General features: G+C 73.8%; 15 protein-coding genes. 12 read left to right on the top strand and 3 right to left on the bottom strand.

What is annotated here, in order from left to right; genetic code table 11:
- The first annotated feature begins 1 nt into the window (after position 1).
- The 8 genes from ABTZ03_RS05890 (at position 2) to ABTZ03_RS05855 (ending at position 7,704) form a co-directional block, all read left to right on the top strand.
- The gene (locus ABTZ03_RS05890; RefSeq protein WP_350511616.1) at positions 2-1,093 is read left to right on the top strand and encodes an amidohydrolase family protein; all 1,092 of its coding nucleotides are present in this window, start codon (positions 2-4) and stop codon (positions 1,091-1,093) included.
- Positions 1,094-1,186: 93 nt separating this feature from the next.
- A complete protein-coding gene (locus tag ABTZ03_RS05885) occupies positions 1,187-1,864 on the top strand; it encodes a uracil-DNA glycosylase (protein ID WP_350511615.1) in 678 nt (225 codons plus the stop codon).
- A gap of 185 nt (positions 1,865-2,049) precedes the next feature.
- The gene (locus ABTZ03_RS05880) at positions 2,050-2,997 is read left to right on the top strand and encodes an SCO1860 family LAETG-anchored protein (RefSeq protein ID WP_350511614.1); all 948 of its coding nucleotides are present in this window, start codon (positions 2,050-2,052) and stop codon (positions 2,995-2,997) included.
- A 218-nt stretch (positions 2,998-3,215) separates the two neighbouring features.
- The gene (glnII, locus tag ABTZ03_RS05875) at positions 3,216-4,238 is read left to right on the top strand and encodes a glutamine synthetase GlnII (RefSeq protein WP_350511613.1); all 1,023 of its coding nucleotides are present in this window, start codon (positions 3,216-3,218) and stop codon (positions 4,236-4,238) included.
- A gap of 352 nt (positions 4,239-4,590) precedes the next feature.
- Positions 4,591-5,688: an LLM class flavin-dependent oxidoreductase gene (locus ABTZ03_RS05870; RefSeq protein WP_350511612.1), complete on the top strand. Its 1,098-nt coding sequence runs from the start codon at positions 4,591-4,593 to the stop codon at positions 5,686-5,688.
- A gap of 140 nt (positions 5,689-5,828) precedes the next feature.
- Positions 5,829-6,362 carry a hypothetical protein gene (locus ABTZ03_RS05865; protein ID WP_350511611.1) on the top strand — a complete coding sequence of 178 codons (534 nt, stop codon included), beginning with the start codon at positions 5,829-5,831 and terminating at the stop codon, positions 6,360-6,362.
- Positions 6,359-6,898: a hypothetical protein gene (locus ABTZ03_RS05860; protein WP_350511610.1), complete on the top strand. Its 540-nt coding sequence runs from the start codon at positions 6,359-6,361 to the stop codon at positions 6,896-6,898. Before ABTZ03_RS05865 ends, ABTZ03_RS05860 begins: the two co-directional genes overlap by 4 nt.
- Complete coding sequence (locus ABTZ03_RS05855; protein ID WP_350511609.1) at positions 6,892-7,704, top strand: MOSC domain-containing protein; 813 nt, start codon at positions 6,892-6,894, stop codon at positions 7,702-7,704. Before ABTZ03_RS05860 ends, ABTZ03_RS05855 begins: the two co-directional genes overlap by 7 nt.
- A 74-nt stretch (positions 7,705-7,778) precedes the next feature.
- Here the strand turns inward: ABTZ03_RS05855 and cobC are convergent, their stop codons facing one another.
- Positions 7,779-8,825, bottom strand: a complete 1,047-nt coding sequence (cobC, locus tag ABTZ03_RS05850; RefSeq protein WP_350511608.1) for an Rv2231c family histidinol phosphate aminotransferase CobC — start codon at positions 8,823-8,825, stop codon at positions 7,779-7,781.
- Positions 8,822-10,258 carry a cobalamin biosynthesis protein gene (locus tag ABTZ03_RS05845; protein ID WP_350511607.1) on the bottom strand — a complete coding sequence of 479 codons (1,437 nt, stop codon included), beginning with the start codon at positions 10,256-10,258 and terminating at the stop codon, positions 8,822-8,824. The genes cobC and ABTZ03_RS05845 overlap by 4 nt, the downstream gene beginning before the upstream one ends.
- A 347-nt stretch (positions 10,259-10,605) precedes the next feature.
- Here ABTZ03_RS05845 and ABTZ03_RS05840 point away from each other — a divergent pair, with 347 nt between their 5' ends.
- Together ABTZ03_RS05840 and ABTZ03_RS05835 are read left to right on the top strand one after the other, a co-directional pair.
- Positions 10,606-11,553, top strand: coding sequence for an alkaline phosphatase family protein (locus ABTZ03_RS05840; RefSeq protein WP_350511606.1), 948 nt, complete (start codon positions 10,606-10,608; stop codon positions 11,551-11,553).
- Positions 11,554-11,558: 5 nt separating this feature from the next.
- A complete protein-coding gene (locus tag ABTZ03_RS05835) occupies positions 11,559-12,890 on the top strand; it encodes an MFS transporter (protein ID WP_350511605.1) in 1,332 nt (443 codons plus the stop codon).
- Between the two features lie 111 nt (positions 12,891-13,001).
- On the opposite strand, the gene ABTZ03_RS05830 is transcribed toward ABTZ03_RS05835, so the two are convergent.
- Complete coding sequence (locus ABTZ03_RS05830; RefSeq protein ID WP_350511604.1) at positions 13,002-14,219, bottom strand: RNA-guided endonuclease InsQ/TnpB family protein; 1,218 nt, start codon at positions 14,217-14,219, stop codon at positions 13,002-13,004.
- A gap of 134 nt (positions 14,220-14,353) precedes the next feature.
- Here ABTZ03_RS05830 and ABTZ03_RS05825 point away from each other — a divergent pair, with 134 nt between their 5' ends.
- Positions 14,354-15,391 (top strand): TolB-like translocation protein, encoded by a 1,038-nt coding sequence (locus tag ABTZ03_RS05825; protein WP_502894398.1) that lies wholly within the window; start codon positions 14,354-14,356, stop codon positions 15,389-15,391.
- 179 nt (positions 15,392-15,570) lie between these two features.
- The gene (locus ABTZ03_RS05820; RefSeq protein ID WP_350511602.1) at positions 15,571-16,374 is read left to right on the top strand and encodes a hypothetical protein; all 804 of its coding nucleotides are present in this window, start codon (positions 15,571-15,573) and stop codon (positions 16,372-16,374) included.
- Positions 16,375-16,394: the final 20 nt, after the last annotated feature.

Here is a 16,394-nt window from a genome sequence, read left to right as displayed (position 1 = left end):
CATGAGCGATGGCGCGGTGCTGCACGTGCGGGGTCGGGTGCTGGTCGGTCCGGACGAGGTCCGGGACGAACTCTGGGTGGTGGACGGCACGGTGAGCTTCTCCCGCCCGCCGACCGCCGGGGACGTCCGGACGGTGACCGGCTGGGTGCTGCCCGGCCTGGTGGACGCGCACTGCCACGTCGGCCTGGACGCGCACGGCGCCGTGGACGCCGAGACCAGCGAGAAGCAGGCCCTCACCGACCGTGACGCCGGCACCCTGCTGATCCGCGACGCCGGTTCGGCCGCCGACACCCGCTGGATCGACGAGCGCGAGGACCTGCCCCGGATCATCCGGGCCGGGCGGCACATCGCCCGCACCCGCCGCTACATCCGCAACTACGCCCACGAGATCGAGCCCGGCGACCTCGCCGCGTACGTCCGGGCCGAGGCCCGGCGCGGCGACGGCTGGGTGAAGCTGGTCGGCGACTGGATCGACCGCGACCGCGGCGACCTCGCCGCCTGCTGGCCCGGCGACGCGCTGGCCGAGGCGATCGCGGCGGCGCACGAGGAGGGCGCGCGGGTCACCGCGCACTGCTTCGCCGCGGAGTCGCTGCCGGACCTGCTGGCGGCCGGCATCGACTGCGTCGAGCACGCCACCGGACTGACCGAGGAGCTGATCCCGGCCTTCGCCGAGCGCGGGGTGGCCATCGTCCCGACGCTGGTCAACATCGCCACCTTCCCGGACCTCGCGGCCGGCGGGGAGTCCAAGTTCCCGGCCTGGGCGGCGCACATGCGGCGGCTGCACGAGCGCCGGTACGACACCGTGGGGGCCGCGCACGACGCCGGGATCCCGGTGTTCGTCGGTACGGACGCGGGCGGCTCGCTCGCGCACGGGCTGGTCGCGGACGAGGTGGCGGAGCTGGTGAAGGCGGGGCTGAGCCCGGCGGAGGCGCTGTCGGCGGCGAGTTGGGGGGCGCGGGCCTGGCTCGGGCGGCCCGGGCTGGAGGAGGGTGCGCCGGCCGACTTCGTGGTGTACCGGGAGGACCCGCGGGCGGACGTCCGGGTGCTCGCGGACCCGCTGCTGGTGGTGCTGCGGGGGCGGCCGGTGGGGTGACGCGGGGGCGGTGCGGGGCCGGCCGGCGGGGCGGCCGGTGGGGTGATCGTTTGCGGTGACGCTCTGTCGGTATGGGCCGATAGGGTGACGCCCATGGCACCGCGTCCACTGAATGAGATCGTCGAGCCCGGTTGGGCCACCGCCCTGGAACCCGTCGCCGGGCAGATCGCCGCGATGGGCGACTTCCTGCGCGCCGAAATTGCGGCCGGCCGCACCTACCTGCCGTCCGGGCCGAACGTGCTGCGGGCGTTCCAGCAGCCGATCGCCGACGTCCGGGTCCTGATCGTCGGGCAGGACCCGTACCCGACCCCCGGCCACGCCGTCGGCCTGAGCTTCTCGGTGGCGCCCGAGGTCCGGCCGATCCCGGCGAGCCTGATCAACATCTTCCGGGAGTACGGCACCGACCTCGGTCTGCCGCAGCCGTCCAACGGCGACCTCACGCCCTGGACGCAGCAGGGCGTCCTGCTGCTGAACCGGGCGCTGACCACGCAGCCGCGCAACCCCCGGGCCCACAAGGGCAAGGGCTGGGAGGCGGTCACCGAGCAGGCGATCCGGGCGCTGGTGGCGCGCGGCGGCCCGATGGTGGCGATCCTCTGGGGCAGCGACGCCCGCAACCTGCGCCCGCTGCTGGGCACCATCCCGACGGTCGAGTCGGTGCACCCGAGCCCGATGTCGGCGGACCGCGGCTTCTTCGGTTCGCGGCCGTTCAGCCGGGCCAACGAGCTGCTGGTGCGGCAGGGGGCGCAGCCGGTGGACTGGCGGCTGCCGTAACGGAGTCGGGCTTGCCGTAGCAGAGTCACGTCAGGGCGGAGCGCCAAACTCACCCCAACGGGTGAAATGACGTTCCGTGCTGCTCATGTGACAGATCGTTCGAGAAGACTGGCGGCTCACCATTTCATCTGTGTGGGGGTACCGCCTTGTCTTCTCGCCGAATCGTTTCCGCTGCCGTCGTCGTGGTGGCGAGTACCGCGCTCGCCGCCGGGCCCGTCCAGGCGGCGCCGGTGCCGGCCTCCGCGCCGTCCTCCGCGCCGACCGCGTCGCCGGGCAAGGCGCGCGCCGTGACCGCCGAAGTCGCCCTGGACGTCAAGCTGTTGAACAACTCCGTGGCCGTCCCGGTGGACATCGCGCTCAACAAGGTGGAGTCCCCGGCGCAGCGCGACGGTTCCGTGCTGACCGCCAAGGTGGCGGGGGTCGACCAGGCCGCCCCGGTCGAACTGGTCAAGGCCGACATCGGCAAGTCCGTCACCCGGGTCGACGCCAAGGGCGCCACCGCCTCCGTCAAGCTGGTCAACGCCGATGTGCACGCCCCCGGCCTGCCCGCCACCGCGCTGCTCGGCCTGGAGGCGATGAGCGCCGAGGCCACCTGCCCGGTCGACGGGCAGCCGACCGCGGACGTGGTCGCGCCCGCCAAGCTCACCGTGCTGGGCAAGCCCGTCACCGTCGGGCTCTACGGCCCGACCAAGGTGGACGTGCCGCTGGTCGGCAGCGTGTCGGTGGAGTTCTCCAAGAAGACCACCACCACGACCACCGCCGCCGCCTCGGCCCTGGAGGTGCAGGTGGAGGTGAACCCGCTGAACCTGAACGTCGCCAAGGTCACCGGAAAGATCACCGTCGCCTCGGTGAGCTGCGAGAAGCCCGTACCGTCCACCCCCACGGACACCCCGAGTGCCGCGCCGACCGGCGTGCCCACCGCCCAGCCGGTGGTCGACACCAGTACCTCGCGGGCCGCGGTGCCGCAGGCGGCGGTGGAGAAGCCGACCGGGCAGCCGGAGCGGCTCGCCACCACCGGTGGCAGCAGCGCCACCGGCCCGCTCGCCGCCGGTGCGGCCGCCCTGGTCGCGGGCGGTGCGGCCGCCCTGTGGGCCACCCGGCGCCGCCGGTCCGCGCACGCCCGCCGCGGCTGACCGGCCGCGCCCCGGGCCGCCCGTCGACCACCTGTCGGCCGTTCCTCATCTTTTGGTCACTCCGGGCGGCGGGAGTGCCACGCCTGGCACTCCCGCACCGTGACCGTGTCGATGCGGACGGTTGGTTCACATGCGCGTTACACGAGAGGAACAACCGGGAAACGGCGACTTGCGACGCTACGCGGGCACCCACCACCCAGCAATGCGAGGGACACGTCGTGGCAATCAAGGCCGAGTACATCTGGATCGACGGCACCAAGCCGACCGCGAAGCTCCGTTCCAAGACTCGCGTCCTGCCCAACGCCGACAAGATCCCGACCTGGGGCTTCGACGGTTCCTCGACCAACCAGGCCGAGGGCCACGCCTCGGACCGCGTGCTGGAGCCGGTGAAGGTCGTCAAGGACCCGATCCGCGGTGGCGACAACATCCTCGTCCTGTGCGAGGTCCTGGAGACGAACGGCACCCCGCACGAGTCCAACACCCGCGCCCTGCTGCGCGAGGTCGAGGAGAAGTACACCGCGCAGGAGTCGATCTTCGGCATCGAGCAGGAGTACACCTTCTTCAAGGGCTCCCGCCCGCTCGGCTTCCCGGAGGGCGGCTTCCCGGCCCCGCAGGGCGGCTACTACTGCGGCGTCGGCGCCGAGGAGGTCTTCGGCCGCGAGATCGTCGAGCTGCACCTGGACCGCTGCATCGACGCCGGCCTGGCCATCTGCGGCATCAACGCCGAGGTCATGCCCGGCCAGTGGGAGTTCCAGATCGGCCCGGTCGACGCGCTGACCGTCTCGGACGACCTGTGGATCGCCCGCTACCTGCTCTACCGCACCGCCGAGGAGTTCGGCATCGACGCCACCCTGGACGCCAAGCCGGCCCGTGGCGACTGGAACGGCGCGGGTGCCCACACCAACTTCTCCACCAAGGCGATGCGCGAGGGCTACGACGCCATCATCACCGCCTGCGAGTCGCTCGGCGCCTCCCAGGACATCGTGATGGAGCACGTCACCCAGTACGGTGCCGACATCGAGTCCCGTCTGACCGGCAAGCACGAGACCGCCCCGTGGAACGTCTACAGCTACGGCGTCTCCAACCGCGGTGCCTCGGTCCGCATCCCGTGGCAGGTCGAGGTGGAGCAGAAGGGCTACATCGAGGACCGCCGCCCGAACGCCAACGTCGACCCCTACGTGGTCACCCGCCTGCTGATCAACACCTGCTGCGAGGCCCTGGAGAAGGCCGGCCAGGTCTGATCCCCGCGCCCTCCTGAGCGCCCCGCCGGGCCTCCCCTCCACCTGGAGGGGAGGCCCGGCGGCCGTGCGTGCGGCACTGGGGCGGACGGTGGGTGGACGGTTGAACTCGGCGGCCAGGAAGTCCCGTTGCTACCGGTGATGGCCGCCCGGAGCGGCCGGACGCCTCTTGAACGAGGAGGGGGAGTCCCGGAGAATCGGTCCATGACCACTCCGGGCCGCCCCCTCCTCGTGCGCCGTCTGTACGTGGACCTGGCGCGGGTGTGGGCGGCCGGCTGTCGTCGTCGGTGAGTTCGCGGGTTCTCCGAAACACCACCGACGTCAGGCAGTACCGGCCGCAGGAGTGTGTCCGTTCATGGCTCTCACCTTCCACTGGTTCCTCCCCACCAACGGCGACAGCCGGGGCATCGTCGGCGGCGGGCACGGTTCGACGCCCGGGACGGCCGGCTCCGACCGGCCGCCGAGCATCGCCTATCTGGGCCAGGTCGCCCGCAGCGCCGAGCAGTTGGGCTTCGAGGGGGTGCTGACGCCGACCGGGGCGTGGTGCGAGGACGCCTGGCTGACCACGGCGATGCTGACCCAGGTGACCGAGCGGCTGAAGTACCTGGTGGCGTTCCGGCCCGGGCAGATCAGCCCGACGCTGGCGGCGCAGATGGCGGCGACCTACCAACGGCAGTCCGGCGGGCGGCTGTTGCTCAACGTGGTGACCGGCGGCGAGTCGGCGGAGCAACGGGCGTACGGGGATTTCCTGGACAAGGACGCCCGCTACGCGCGCACCGGGGAGTTCCTGGAGATCACCCGGCGGCTCTGGGCGGGGGAGACGGTCGACCACGACGGCCTCCATCTGCGGGTCGAGCGGGCGAGGTTGAACCGGCTGCCCGATCCGGTGCCGCCGGTCTACTTCGGCGGCTCCTCCCCGGCGGCCGGGGACGTCGCGGCCCGGCACGCGGACGTCTACCTGACCTGGGGCGAGCCGCCCGGCCAGGTGCGGGACAAGATCGGCTGGATCCGTGAGCTGGCCGCCGCCCGGGGACGGTCGGTGCGGTTCGGGATCCGGCTGCACGTGATCACCCGGGACACCTCCGCCCAGGCCTGGGCGGAGACCGAGCGGCTGCTCGCCGGGATGGACCCGAGCCGGGTCCGGGAGACCCAGCGGGCCCTGGCCGAGAGCGAGTCGGAGGGGCAGCGGCGGATGCTCGCGCTGCACGGCGGCTCGTCGGAGCGCCTGGAGGTGTACCCGGGGCTCTGGGCCGGGATCGGGCTGCTGCGCGGCGGCGCGGGGACGGCGCTGGTGGGCAGCCACCGGGAGGTCGCGGACCTGGTCACCGAGTACCACGAGCTGGGGATCGACGAGTTCGTGCTGTCGGGCATGCCCCACCTGGAGGAGGCGTACTGGTTCGGGGAGGGCGTCCTGCCGCTGCTGGCCGACCGCGGCCTGTGGCGCCGACCGTGACCGGCACGGACCGTGACCGGTGCCGACCGTGACCGGTGCCGGTCGGGAACGGCGTCGGTCGGGAACGATGTCGGTCGGGAACGGTGACGACGCCTGCAAACCGCTGGTCAATTCCGCACGGCCACCGGAGAATTCACGACATGACCCAGCAGCCCCTGCTCCTGCTCGACGTGGACGGACCGCTCAACCCCTATGCCGCGCCCCGGCTGCGGCGGCCGGCCGGCTACGACAGCCACGACCTGATGCCCAGCTGGTGGGCCCGGCGGCAGACCCGGCAGGCCGAGGGCAAGGCGAAGCCGCTGCGGGTGTGGCTGAACCCGGGGCACGGGCCGGAGCTGCTGTCGCTGCCGTACCAGCTGGTGTGGGCGACCACCTGGATGGACGAGGCCAACGTGCTCATCGGCCCCAACCTCGGGCTCCCCGAACTGCCGTACATCCCGTGGACGGAGCTGTTCGCCGAGGACCCGGAGGGGCTGCACTGGAAGACCAGGGACGTGGTGGCCTGGGCGGCCGGGCGGCCGTTCGTCTGGGTGGACGACGAACTCGGCCCGCAGGACGCCGCCTGGATCTCCGCCCACCACCCGGCCCCGGCGCTCACGCTGCACGTCAATCCCCGGATCGGCCTGCTCGCCGAGGACTTCGCGACCCTGCGGGACTGGGCGGCCGCCGCGTGACCGGGCGGCCGTTGCTGCTGCTCGACGTGGACGGGCCGCTCAACCCCTACGCCGCCCAGGACACCGACTGCCCCGAGGGCTACGGCACCCACCGGCTGTTGCCCGAGTCCTGGGTGGCCCGGCACGCGCCGCTGCCGCGGGCGGAGGTGGAGCCGCTGCGGGTGTGGCTGAACCCGGGGCACGGGCCGGAGCTGCTGTCGCTGCCGTACGAGCTGGTGTGGGCGACCACCTGGATGGACGAGGCGAACACCTTCATCGGTCCGCGCCTCGGCCTGCCCGAACTGCCGTACATCCGCTGGACGAACCTGTTCGGCGAGGACGCGGGCGGGCTGTACTGGAAGACCAGGGATGTGGTGGCGTGGGCGGCCGGGCGGCCGTTCGTCTGGCTGGACGACGAGCTCGGGCCGGCGGACATCGAGTGGATCGCGGCCAACCATCCGGGGGAGGCGCTGCCGCTCTGGGTCGACCCCCGGGCCGGCCTGCGGGAGTTGCACTTCGCGGCGCTGCGGGAGTGGGCGGAGGAGTCGCCGTGCTGAGCGGGGAGCCGGTCGGGCGGGTCGAGCGGCTGCGCCGCTATCCGGTCAAGTCGCTGCTGGGCGAGGAGCTGTCGGCGGTGACGGTGGACGGCCGGGGGCTCGCCGGGGACCGCGGCCGGGCGCTGCTGGACGTGGCGAGCGGCCGGGTGGCCAGTGCCAAGAACCCCCGCCGCTGGGCCGGGCTGCTGGACTACTCGGCGGCCACCGCGGCGGACGGCCGGGTGGCGATCACCGGCCCGGACGGGTGTTCCGTCGACGAGGCGGAGCTGTCCGAGACGTTCGGTCGCAAGCTCACCCTGATCGCCGAGCGCCCACCCGGCGCGACGGTCGAGCGGGCCGTCCCGGAGGAGGTGCTGGCGCACGGGATCGAGGCGGAAGTCCCGGTGACGCTCTCGGAGTTGGGGCGTGCCGCCGAGGCGGGCGGCTTCTTCGACTTCGCCCCGCTGCACCTGATCACCAGCTCCACGCTGGCGGCGGTGGGCGTCGACGCGGAGCGCTACCGGCCGAACCTGGTGATCCGCACCGAGGGCGAGGGCTTCGTCGAGAACGCTTGGGTGGGGCGGGAGTTGGCGATCGGGGAGACGCTGCGGCTGCGCATCGTGGCGCCCACCCCGCGCTGCGCCGTCCCCACCCTGCGGCACGGCCCGCTGCCCCGACGGCCGGAGGCGCTGCGGGTCCCGGCCGAGCGCAACCGGCTGGTCCCGCTGGAGGGCATGCCCGCGCTGCCCTGCACGGGGGTGTACGCGCAGGTGCTGGCGCCGGGCCGGGTCGGGGCCGGTGACGCGGTCAGGCTCGGGCCGGGCTGAGGGCTGAGGGCTGAGGGCTGGGGGCTGGGGGCTGAGGGCTGAGGGCTGAGGGCGAGGTGGCGGGGTGGCCCGGCTCAGGCCGGACCCAGCACCTGCTGCAGGGCGGCGAGGAAGCGGTCGGTGGTCCCCTCGTCCCGGACGGCGATCCGCAGCCAGTCCTCGCCGAGACCGGGGAAGGTGTCCCCGCGCCGGACGGCGAAGCCGTGCTCGCGCAGCCGCTCGCGGACCGCCGCCGCGCCCGGCAGCCGGACCAGGACGAAGGAGGCGGCCGGCTCGCCGTGGATCCGCAGGGCGGGGAAGGCGGCCAGGCCCTTCACCAGGCAGTCGCGCCACAGGGTGAGTTCGGCGGCCGCCCGGTCCGCCTCGGCCAGCGCCGCCGGGCCGCTGCAGATCTCGGCGGCGGCCAGCGCCGGGGTGGAGACCGGCCAGAGCGGCTGTGCGGCGCCCAGGGCGGCGATCAGCGGCGCCGGGCCGAGCACATAGCCGATCCGCAGCCCGGCCAGGCCCCAGGTCTTGGTGAGGCTGCGCAGGACGACGACCTGCCCGGGCAGGTCCCGGACGGCCGCGAGGGACTCCCGCTCGCCCGGCACGGTGTCCATGAAGGCCTCGTCCACCACCAGGGTGCGCCCGGGGCGGGCGAGTGCGGCGACGGCCTCGGCGGGGTGCAGGACGGAGGTCGGGTTGGTCGGGTTGCCGAGCACCACCAGGTCCGCCTCGGCGGGGACGGCGGCCAGCCGGAAGCCGTCCTCGGGGGAGAGCAGGACCCGGTGCACCCGGTGTCCGGCGTCCCGCAGGGCGGCCTCGGGCTCGGTGAACTGCGGGTGGACGAGGACGATATGACGAGCCGTCAGCACGCGGGCGAGCAGTACGAAGGCCTCCGCCGCCCCGGAGGTGAGCAGCACCTCCTCGACCGGGCGCCCGTGCCGGGCGGCCACCGCGGCGCGGGCGGCGGACTGGTCGGGGTAGGCGGCGAGGGTGCCCAGGGTGGCGGCCAGGTGCTCGCGCAGCCAGGGCGGGGGCGTGCCGGTGCGGACGTTGACGGCGAGGTCGACCAGGTCGCGGCCGTCCGCCCGCACCTCGGCGTCGCCGTGGTGGCGCAGGTCGGGCTCGTGGGCCGTCATGCGTGGGCTCCGTCCGTGGGGAAGTCGGGGGCATCGGGGGTCTCGGGCGGGCCGGGTGGTTCGGGCGGGCCTGGGGGCTTCGGGGTCTCGGGCAGGCCGGGGACCCGGTGGAGCTCGTACGCCCCGGGCGGGACGGTGAGCCCCGCGCCGTCGCCGAGCGCGACCAGGGCGACCGCATGCCCGTGTGCGGCCAGTGTGACGGCCGCCCCGAGGTGGTCGACCACCTCGCCGGCGCCGTCCGTCGCCACCCCGGCCCGGTCCAGCACCTCGCCGCGGGTGTTCCGGACCGACCCGGGTTCGGGCACCGCGACCCGTCGGGTGCCCGGCCGGAGCAGTCCGGCCACCGCCTCGACCGCCGCCGGCCGGCCCACCACCACGGAGGCGCGCCGCAGTTCGGTCAGCGCGCGCGGGACGAGCAGGTCGTGGTCGCCCGGGCCGAGGCCGACCAGGGCCAGCCGCCCGCGCACCGCGGCCCGGGCGATCGCCACCGTGGCCGTCGCCGACTTCCGCTTGGGGACGACGAGTTCACCGCCGCGCGCGCTCGCCAGCGCCGCCGCCTCGGCGACGCTCGCGGTGCCGACCGCCGTCCCGACGGCCTCGGACGGGTTCGGCACGGTGAGTCGGGCCAGCTCCTCCGCCGGGTGTTCGTCGACCGGCACGTTCAGGCAGCGGGCGGCCCAGCGCACCGCCGGGTGGTCGCCCTTGCCCGCCACGGTGGCCACCCGGGCGATCGCCGGGCGCAGAAGGCCGGTCTCCTTGAGTACCTCCGTCAACAGCCGCATGGCGTCGGCCGGTTCGGCGGCGCTGCCGGCGCCGATGCCGACCACCAGGGTGCGCGGGACGACCAGCAGGTCGCTGCCGTCCGGGTCCTCCCGGTCGGTGATCCGCAGCACCGGGGCGTCCTCGGGCGCGTCCGGCCGGACGTTCGGGGGCAGTGCGGGCAGCGGGTACGGCACCTCGGCGACCAGCCGGACCGGCCGGCCGTCGGCGGCCGCCTGCCCGGCGGCTGCGCCACCGCCCCGCCGGTAGCGGACGGCGTGCGGCGTCAGGACGGCCAGCGGGTCCTCGGGGGCGGGCAGCGGGCCGGTGAGCACCGGGGTGACGCCGAGGGCGGCGGCCACCTCGTGGGCCAGCTCCTCGGCCGAGTCCGTGTGGGCCAGCGGGATGATCCAGCGTCGCCCCGGGTCCAGGCAGAGCACCTCGGTGTCGCGCGGGCGGGCGACGAGCCCGCCGGTCAGCAGTCCGACGACGGTGGCGAGCGAGCCGACGGCGATCACCTGCCGGTGGCGGTCGAGTGCGAACTGCATGGCCTCCGGCGCCTGGAAGCAGTTGCCGAGCGAGGCCCGGTAGACGTGGCTGCTCTCCGGCCAGCGGGCCTGCAACTCGTCGGCCAGCGGGCGGCCCGGCCCGTGGATGGCGACCAGTCCGATCACGTCCCGCACTCCTTGCCGTCCCCGGCCCTGCGTTCGTGGGCCCCCGTGATCCCACCACGGGCGGCCGAAAGGGGTCAATCGCGGCGGGTGTGACCTCCGCCGCCGGGCCCGGCGCGGTGCCGGGTACGACCTCCGGCGCGGTGCCGGGTACGACCTCCGCCGAGGCGCCGGGTGCGGCGCCGGGCGGGACCTCCGTCGCAGGTCCCTTCGTGTCCGGTCGCTCCGTACGGGCACGGCCTCGCAGCTGTTCGCCTGTTCTTCACTTCTCTTGTGCGGTACACGACACTGCCGCGATCCTACTGTTCTCGGCGCTCCCGTCCTGGGAGCCCCGACAACCGGAGGACCCCATGGCCTTCGCACGACTCCGCAAACACGGCACCCCCACCGCCGCCCCCACCACCGACCCGCGCCCCGCCCGTGGTCGCAAGCTCCGCCCGATCACCGCCCTCGCCGCCGGCCTCGGCCTGGTCGCCGGCTCGCTCGGCCTGTGGGCCGCGAGCGGCGACGCGGCCGCCGACACCGCGGCCGGCCTGCCCTCGCCCGACCACATCATCGTCGTGATGATGGAGAACCACGCGTACTCGCAGGTCATCGGCAGCTCCGATGCGCCGTACTTCAACAACACCCTGGCCGCCGGCGGCGCGACGCTGACCCAGTCGTTCGCGCTCACCCACCCCAGCCAGCCCAACTACTACATGATCTTCTCCGGCAGCTCGCAGGGCGTCACGGACGACAGCTGCGTGGACGTCGGCGCGCTCCAGCAGCCCAACCTGGGCTCCGAGCTGCTCGCCGCCAACCAGACCTGGGCCAGCTACAACGAGGGCCTGCCGAGCGTCGGCGCCACCGACTGCAGCAGCGGCAACTACGCCCAGAAGCACAACCCGTGGTTCGGCTTCGGCAACGTGCCCACCTCCAGCGCCTACGGCATGGACGCCTTCCCGACCGACTACACCACCCTGCCCAAGGTCTCCTTCGTCGTCCCCGACCTGTGCGACGACATGCACGACTGTTCCGTGAGCACCGGCGACTCCTGGCTGCAGAGCAACCTCGACGGCTACGCCCAGTGGGCCAAGAGCCACAACAGCCTGCTGGTCGTGACCTTCGACGAGGACAACAAGCTCTCGGGCAACCGCATCCCGACCATGGTCTACGGCGCCCACGTCGCCCCCGGCAGCTCCACCGCCACCACCTACAACCACTACGACGTGCTGCACACGCTGGAGGACCTGGCGGGCGTCAACGCCCACGCCGGCAACTCCGCGAACGCCTCCGACATCACCGGCATCTGGAACTGACGCCCGTGTACGTCGCGGACTCCCGCAGCTCGAAGGCCCCCGTCGCACCGGCCACCGGCCCGGTGCGGCGGGGCGCCGCCCTGCGCTCCGTGCCGGGGGCGGTCCTCGCCCTCGGCGCCGTGAGCATGGTCACCGACATCTCCTCCGAGATGGTCAACGCCGTCCTGCCGCTCTACCTGCTCACCGGACTCGGCCTCTCCCCGCTCGGCTTCGGTCTGCTCGACGGCATCCAGAACGGCTTCAGCGCCCTGGTCCAGCTGGCCGGCGGCTACCTCGCCGACCGCCGCGGCCGCGACGGGGCCGCCCGCCACAAGACGGTCGCGGCCGTCGGGTACGGGCTGTCCGCGCTGTGCCGGCCACTGCTGCTGTTCGTCCACACCGTGCCGCTGATCGGCGCCGTCATCGCCGCCGACCGCACCGGCAAGGGCCTGCGCACCGCACCCCGGGACGCGATGATCTCGCTGGCCACCGAACCCGCCCACCGCGGCCGGGCGTTCGGCGTGCACCGGGCGATGGACACGGCCGGCGCGCTGCTCGGCCCGCTCACCGCCTTCCTGGTGCTGCGGCTGGCCGGCGGGCCGATGCTCGCCGACGGCGGCGAACGGCACGGCTACGACGCGGTGTTCACCGTCAGCGCCTGCGTCGCGGTGCTGGGCGTGCTGATCCTGCTGCTCTTCGTGCCGAACCGGCTGAGTGCCGACACATCGTCAACCACTGCGCCGACGCTGCGGAGCAGCCTCACCCTGCTCCGGCTGCCCGGGCTGCGCCGGCTCGCCCTGTGCGCCGTGCTGCTCGGTCTCACCACCGTCAGCGACTCCTTCCTCTACCTGTTGATCCAGCGCCGACTCGGCCTGTCCGTCAACCTGTTCCCGCTGCTGCCGCTCGGTACGGCCGCCGCCTTCCTGCTGCTCGCCGTGCCGCTCGGCTCGCTGGCCGACCGGGTCGGGCGCCGCCGGCTCTTCCTGCTCGGGCACGGGGTGTTGCTGCTGGCGTACGGGCTGCTGCTCTCGCCGTTGCGCGGGCTACCGGCGGTGGTCTGCGTGCTGGTGCTGCACGGCTCGTTCTACGCCGCCACCGACGGGGTGCTCGCCGCCGCGGCGGCCGACACGGTGCCGGTCGAGCAGCGCGGCGCCGGGCTCGCCCTGGTCGGCACCGGGCAGGCCCTGGCCCGGTTCGCCTGCTCGCTGCTGTTCGGTGCGCTGTGGAGCGTGGTGGGCGGCTCGACCGCGCTGGCCTGGTCGGCGGGTGCGCTGGCGCTGTGCGTGGCCGGCGCGGCGGTGGTGCTGCGGACGTCCGGGCCGGTCGCCGAACCCGATCCCGTCCAGAACCGCTCTTGAGCCCGACGCGCCCGTGAGCCCGACGTATCCGCGTGTCCGTGAGCCCGATGTGCCCGTGAACCTGGAGAGTCCTTGACATCCTCCCCGCCCTGAAGGGCGGGGATTCCTGGCTCACGCTGCCGCAGCGTCCGTCGGACGGTGCGGACTTCCACGATCAACACCAGCCGGGTTGAGACCAGCCCGGACGAGCATCACGGCGGCGGAGTTCTTGTCCCTGGGGGACGAGACTCCGCACCCGGTGCACGAATAGGTCCTCTCGGAGAGGAGGAGACGGTGCTTGGCTCTCACACCGCAGTGCGCGCAGTCCATCGTGGTGTGCGCGGGGTTGACGAGATACACGGTCCGCCCGTGCTTGCGGGCCTGCTCGATCAGGGCCGTCTTCGCGGCCCCTATCGCCGCGTCGGCGGCCTTGCGGGCCATGGTGGTCTTCGCCAGGAACTTCGGCCGGAAGTCCTCCACCGCGAGGGCGTCATGGTCCCGGACGACCTGCTTGGCCCACTTGCGGGCGGTGTCGGTCCGCTGGTCGGCGATCTTCCGGTGGACCTTCGCAGCCTGCCGCCGGGCCTTCCGGTAACCCTTCGTCTGGGCCTTCCCTTTCGGCTGCCCGCGCCGGGCCATCTGCCTCTGGTAGTGCGCGAGCCTTTGCGCGGCGCTCTTCCCGTGCTGGGGGTGGGGCAGGTCGTGGGCATCGGAGGTGGTGGTCGCGATCTCCCTCACGCCCCAGTCGATGCCGATCACCGCACCGGTCCGCGGCAGCGGCTGGACGCCGACCGCGACGACGAACGAGCAGTACCAGTGCCCGAGGGAGTCCTGGTACACGCGCACCGACGAAGGGCCGCACGGAAGGTCACGCGACCACACCACCGTCACGGCGATGCCGCTCGCGAGATGCAGCCGGCCGTCTCTGATCCGGAAACCACGCCGGGTGTAGTTCAGGCTGAGCCGGGAGTCCCGCTTCCTCTTCGGCTTCGGCATCCCGGCGCGCTGACGCCGCGGCGGCTTCGTCTTGATGTCCTTGAGGGCCTTCGCCCGGGACTTGGCGAAGTCCCGGATGGTCTGCTGTTGCGGAACCGACGCGCCTTCACGCAGCCACGCCGTCGCACCGCGGGCCTCGGTCAGGAGCTTGTCGAGGTCGGCCGGCCCGCAGGTACGCGTCGCGCCGGACCGGTTGGCGAGGTGTGTCCTGCGGGACATGTGGACGCACTCGTTCCACAGCCACCGGCACCGGCCCCACTCCGCCTCCAGCAGCGCGCACGCCGTCTTCGACACGCGCAGGCGGTAGGTGTACCGGGCGTGCCCGGCTTCCTCCGCAACCTGTCGCGTCGTCACAACCCGGAACCTACCGGACCCCACCGACAACGAGAGAGGACAGAGCGGATGCGCAGAGGACTCCGCCGCTTCGCGACTCCGAGCCAAGGACCCATTCCTCCCCGACCTGAAGGCCGGGGCTTCCTGGGAGAAATCTGGTGAACCTGCAGAGCAACCGCAGCCGGGTGATCGTGCTGCTGCTCGCCGTCCTGGTGCTCGGCGCGGTCGGCACCGGCGCCGTCCTCTACGCGGCCGACCGCACCGCCGAACGCGGCCGCACCCAGGCCGGCGGGCCGCCCGTCAGCCCGGGGCCGGTCTCCCTCGACGTCCCGTCGAACGGGCGGCAGTTGCTGTTCCGCAACATGGCCTGGGGGCCGCACCGGGACGAGATCACCACCGTCCCGGCCGACCGGCCGGACGGCCCGCGCACCGCCTCCGGCACCCAGTGCCTGCGCTTCCACGCCGCCGCCGGCACCGGCATCTGCCTCCAGGCCCAGCACGGCGCGCTGGACGACACCTACCGCGCCGTCGTCCTCGACGACCACCTGCACGAACGGCGCGCCTTCCCTGCCGCCGGCATCCCCACCCGGGCCCGGGTCTCCCCGTCCGGGCACCTCGCCGCCTGGACGGTCTTCGTCAGCGGCGACTCCTACGCGGGCACCAACTTCTCCACCCGCACCTCGATCGTGGACGTGCGGGACTGGAACCTGCGGGAGAACCTGGAGGACTTCGCGGTCGTCAAGGACGGCCACCCGTACCAGGCGCACGACATCAACATCTGGGGCGTCACCTTCGCGGACGACAACACCTTCTACGCCACCCTGGCCAGCTCCGGGCAGACCCACCTGGTCCGCGGCGACCTCGCCGCCCGCACCCTCACCACGCTGCACGACAACGTCGAATGCCCCTCGCTCTCCCCGGACGGCACCCGCATCGCGTACAAGAAGCGCGTCCCCGGCCTGCCCGCCGACTCCCCGTGGCGGCTGTACGTGCTCGACCTGGCGAGCGGGACGGAGACCGCCACCGCCGAGCAGCGCAACATCGACGACCAGGCCCTCTGGTCCGACGGCGGCGCGCTGCTCTACGCCCTGCCCGGGGACTACGGCGCCGACCTGTGGACCGTCCCGGCCGACGGCTCCGGCGCTCCACGGCTGGTCACCAAGGCCGCCGTCGCCCCCGCCTACCTGGGCTGAGGAACTCTCCGCTACGGTCCCACGTCGAGCAGAGTGTGACGTCCTGATCGCAGGTGTCGGACGATCGTTCCGGACGGACGATCGTCCGAGACATCTGTCCGAGACGTTTGTCCGGGACTGCGGTCCGGGACAATCGTCTCGATCGGACGTCCTGAGCGAAACGGGGGAGCGAGCAAACCGTGGACGGCATCCCGCCCGAGCGCATGGTCACCGATTCCTGGCCGGCCCTGCACGGCCGGCCGGTCCTGCGGCGCACCGTCGCCGTCGGACTGGTGCTGTGCGTGTCCGCCGGCGCCGCCCTGGTGGTGCGCGGCGTCAATGCGCTCACCATCGGCCGGGTCGGCCGGGACACCGACCGGGACCGCGCCGAGCGCCTGGCCGGCCTGCACCCCTCCCAGCACCCCGGTGCCGGTCGCTACTACGTCCCGGTCGGCGCCGTCTACACCCGGACCTCGGACGGCGCGCCCGTCGCCTACCTGCACTACCGCCTCGGCGGCGGCAAGGAGCCCGGCCTCGGCGAGTTCCTGCGCACCTACGACCTCCCCGAGCCCGGTCCGGCCGCCCCGCTGCCGCCGGACCTCGCCGCCGCCCTCGGCGGTGACGAGCCGGCGGAGGCCCCGGAGCTCCCGGAGGCGCCGGCCTCCGAGACGCCCACCGCGACGTCCACCGTGCCGCCCACCGCGACGCCCACCCCCGAGCCGGCCGTCGTCGCGGCCGAACCGCCGCCGACCGACGCCGCCCCGGACATCGCCCCGGACGTCGCCGAGAGCCCGGACGCGACCGGCGACGGGGATCCGGAGGACGGCACGCCCGACCCGAGCCCCACCCCGACCAGGACCCCGACCCCGACCTGGACCCCCACCCCGACCGCGACCCCGTCCGCCGTCCCCACCCACGCCCCGACCGCCCGTCGGATCTATGTCGCCACCGTCCCCGGCGGCCTCCCGGGCGCCGCCGACATCTACATCCGCGCCACCGGCTGACCCGCCCCGCCGGGCAGCGG

Source organism: Kitasatospora sp. NPDC096077 (genome assembly GCF_040303245.1).
Lineage (GTDB): Bacteria > Actinomycetota > Actinomycetes > Streptomycetales > Streptomycetaceae > Kitasatospora.
The sequence above is the reverse complement of the archived record's forward strand: the minus strand, read 5'-3'. Positions and strand labels throughout refer to the sequence as shown.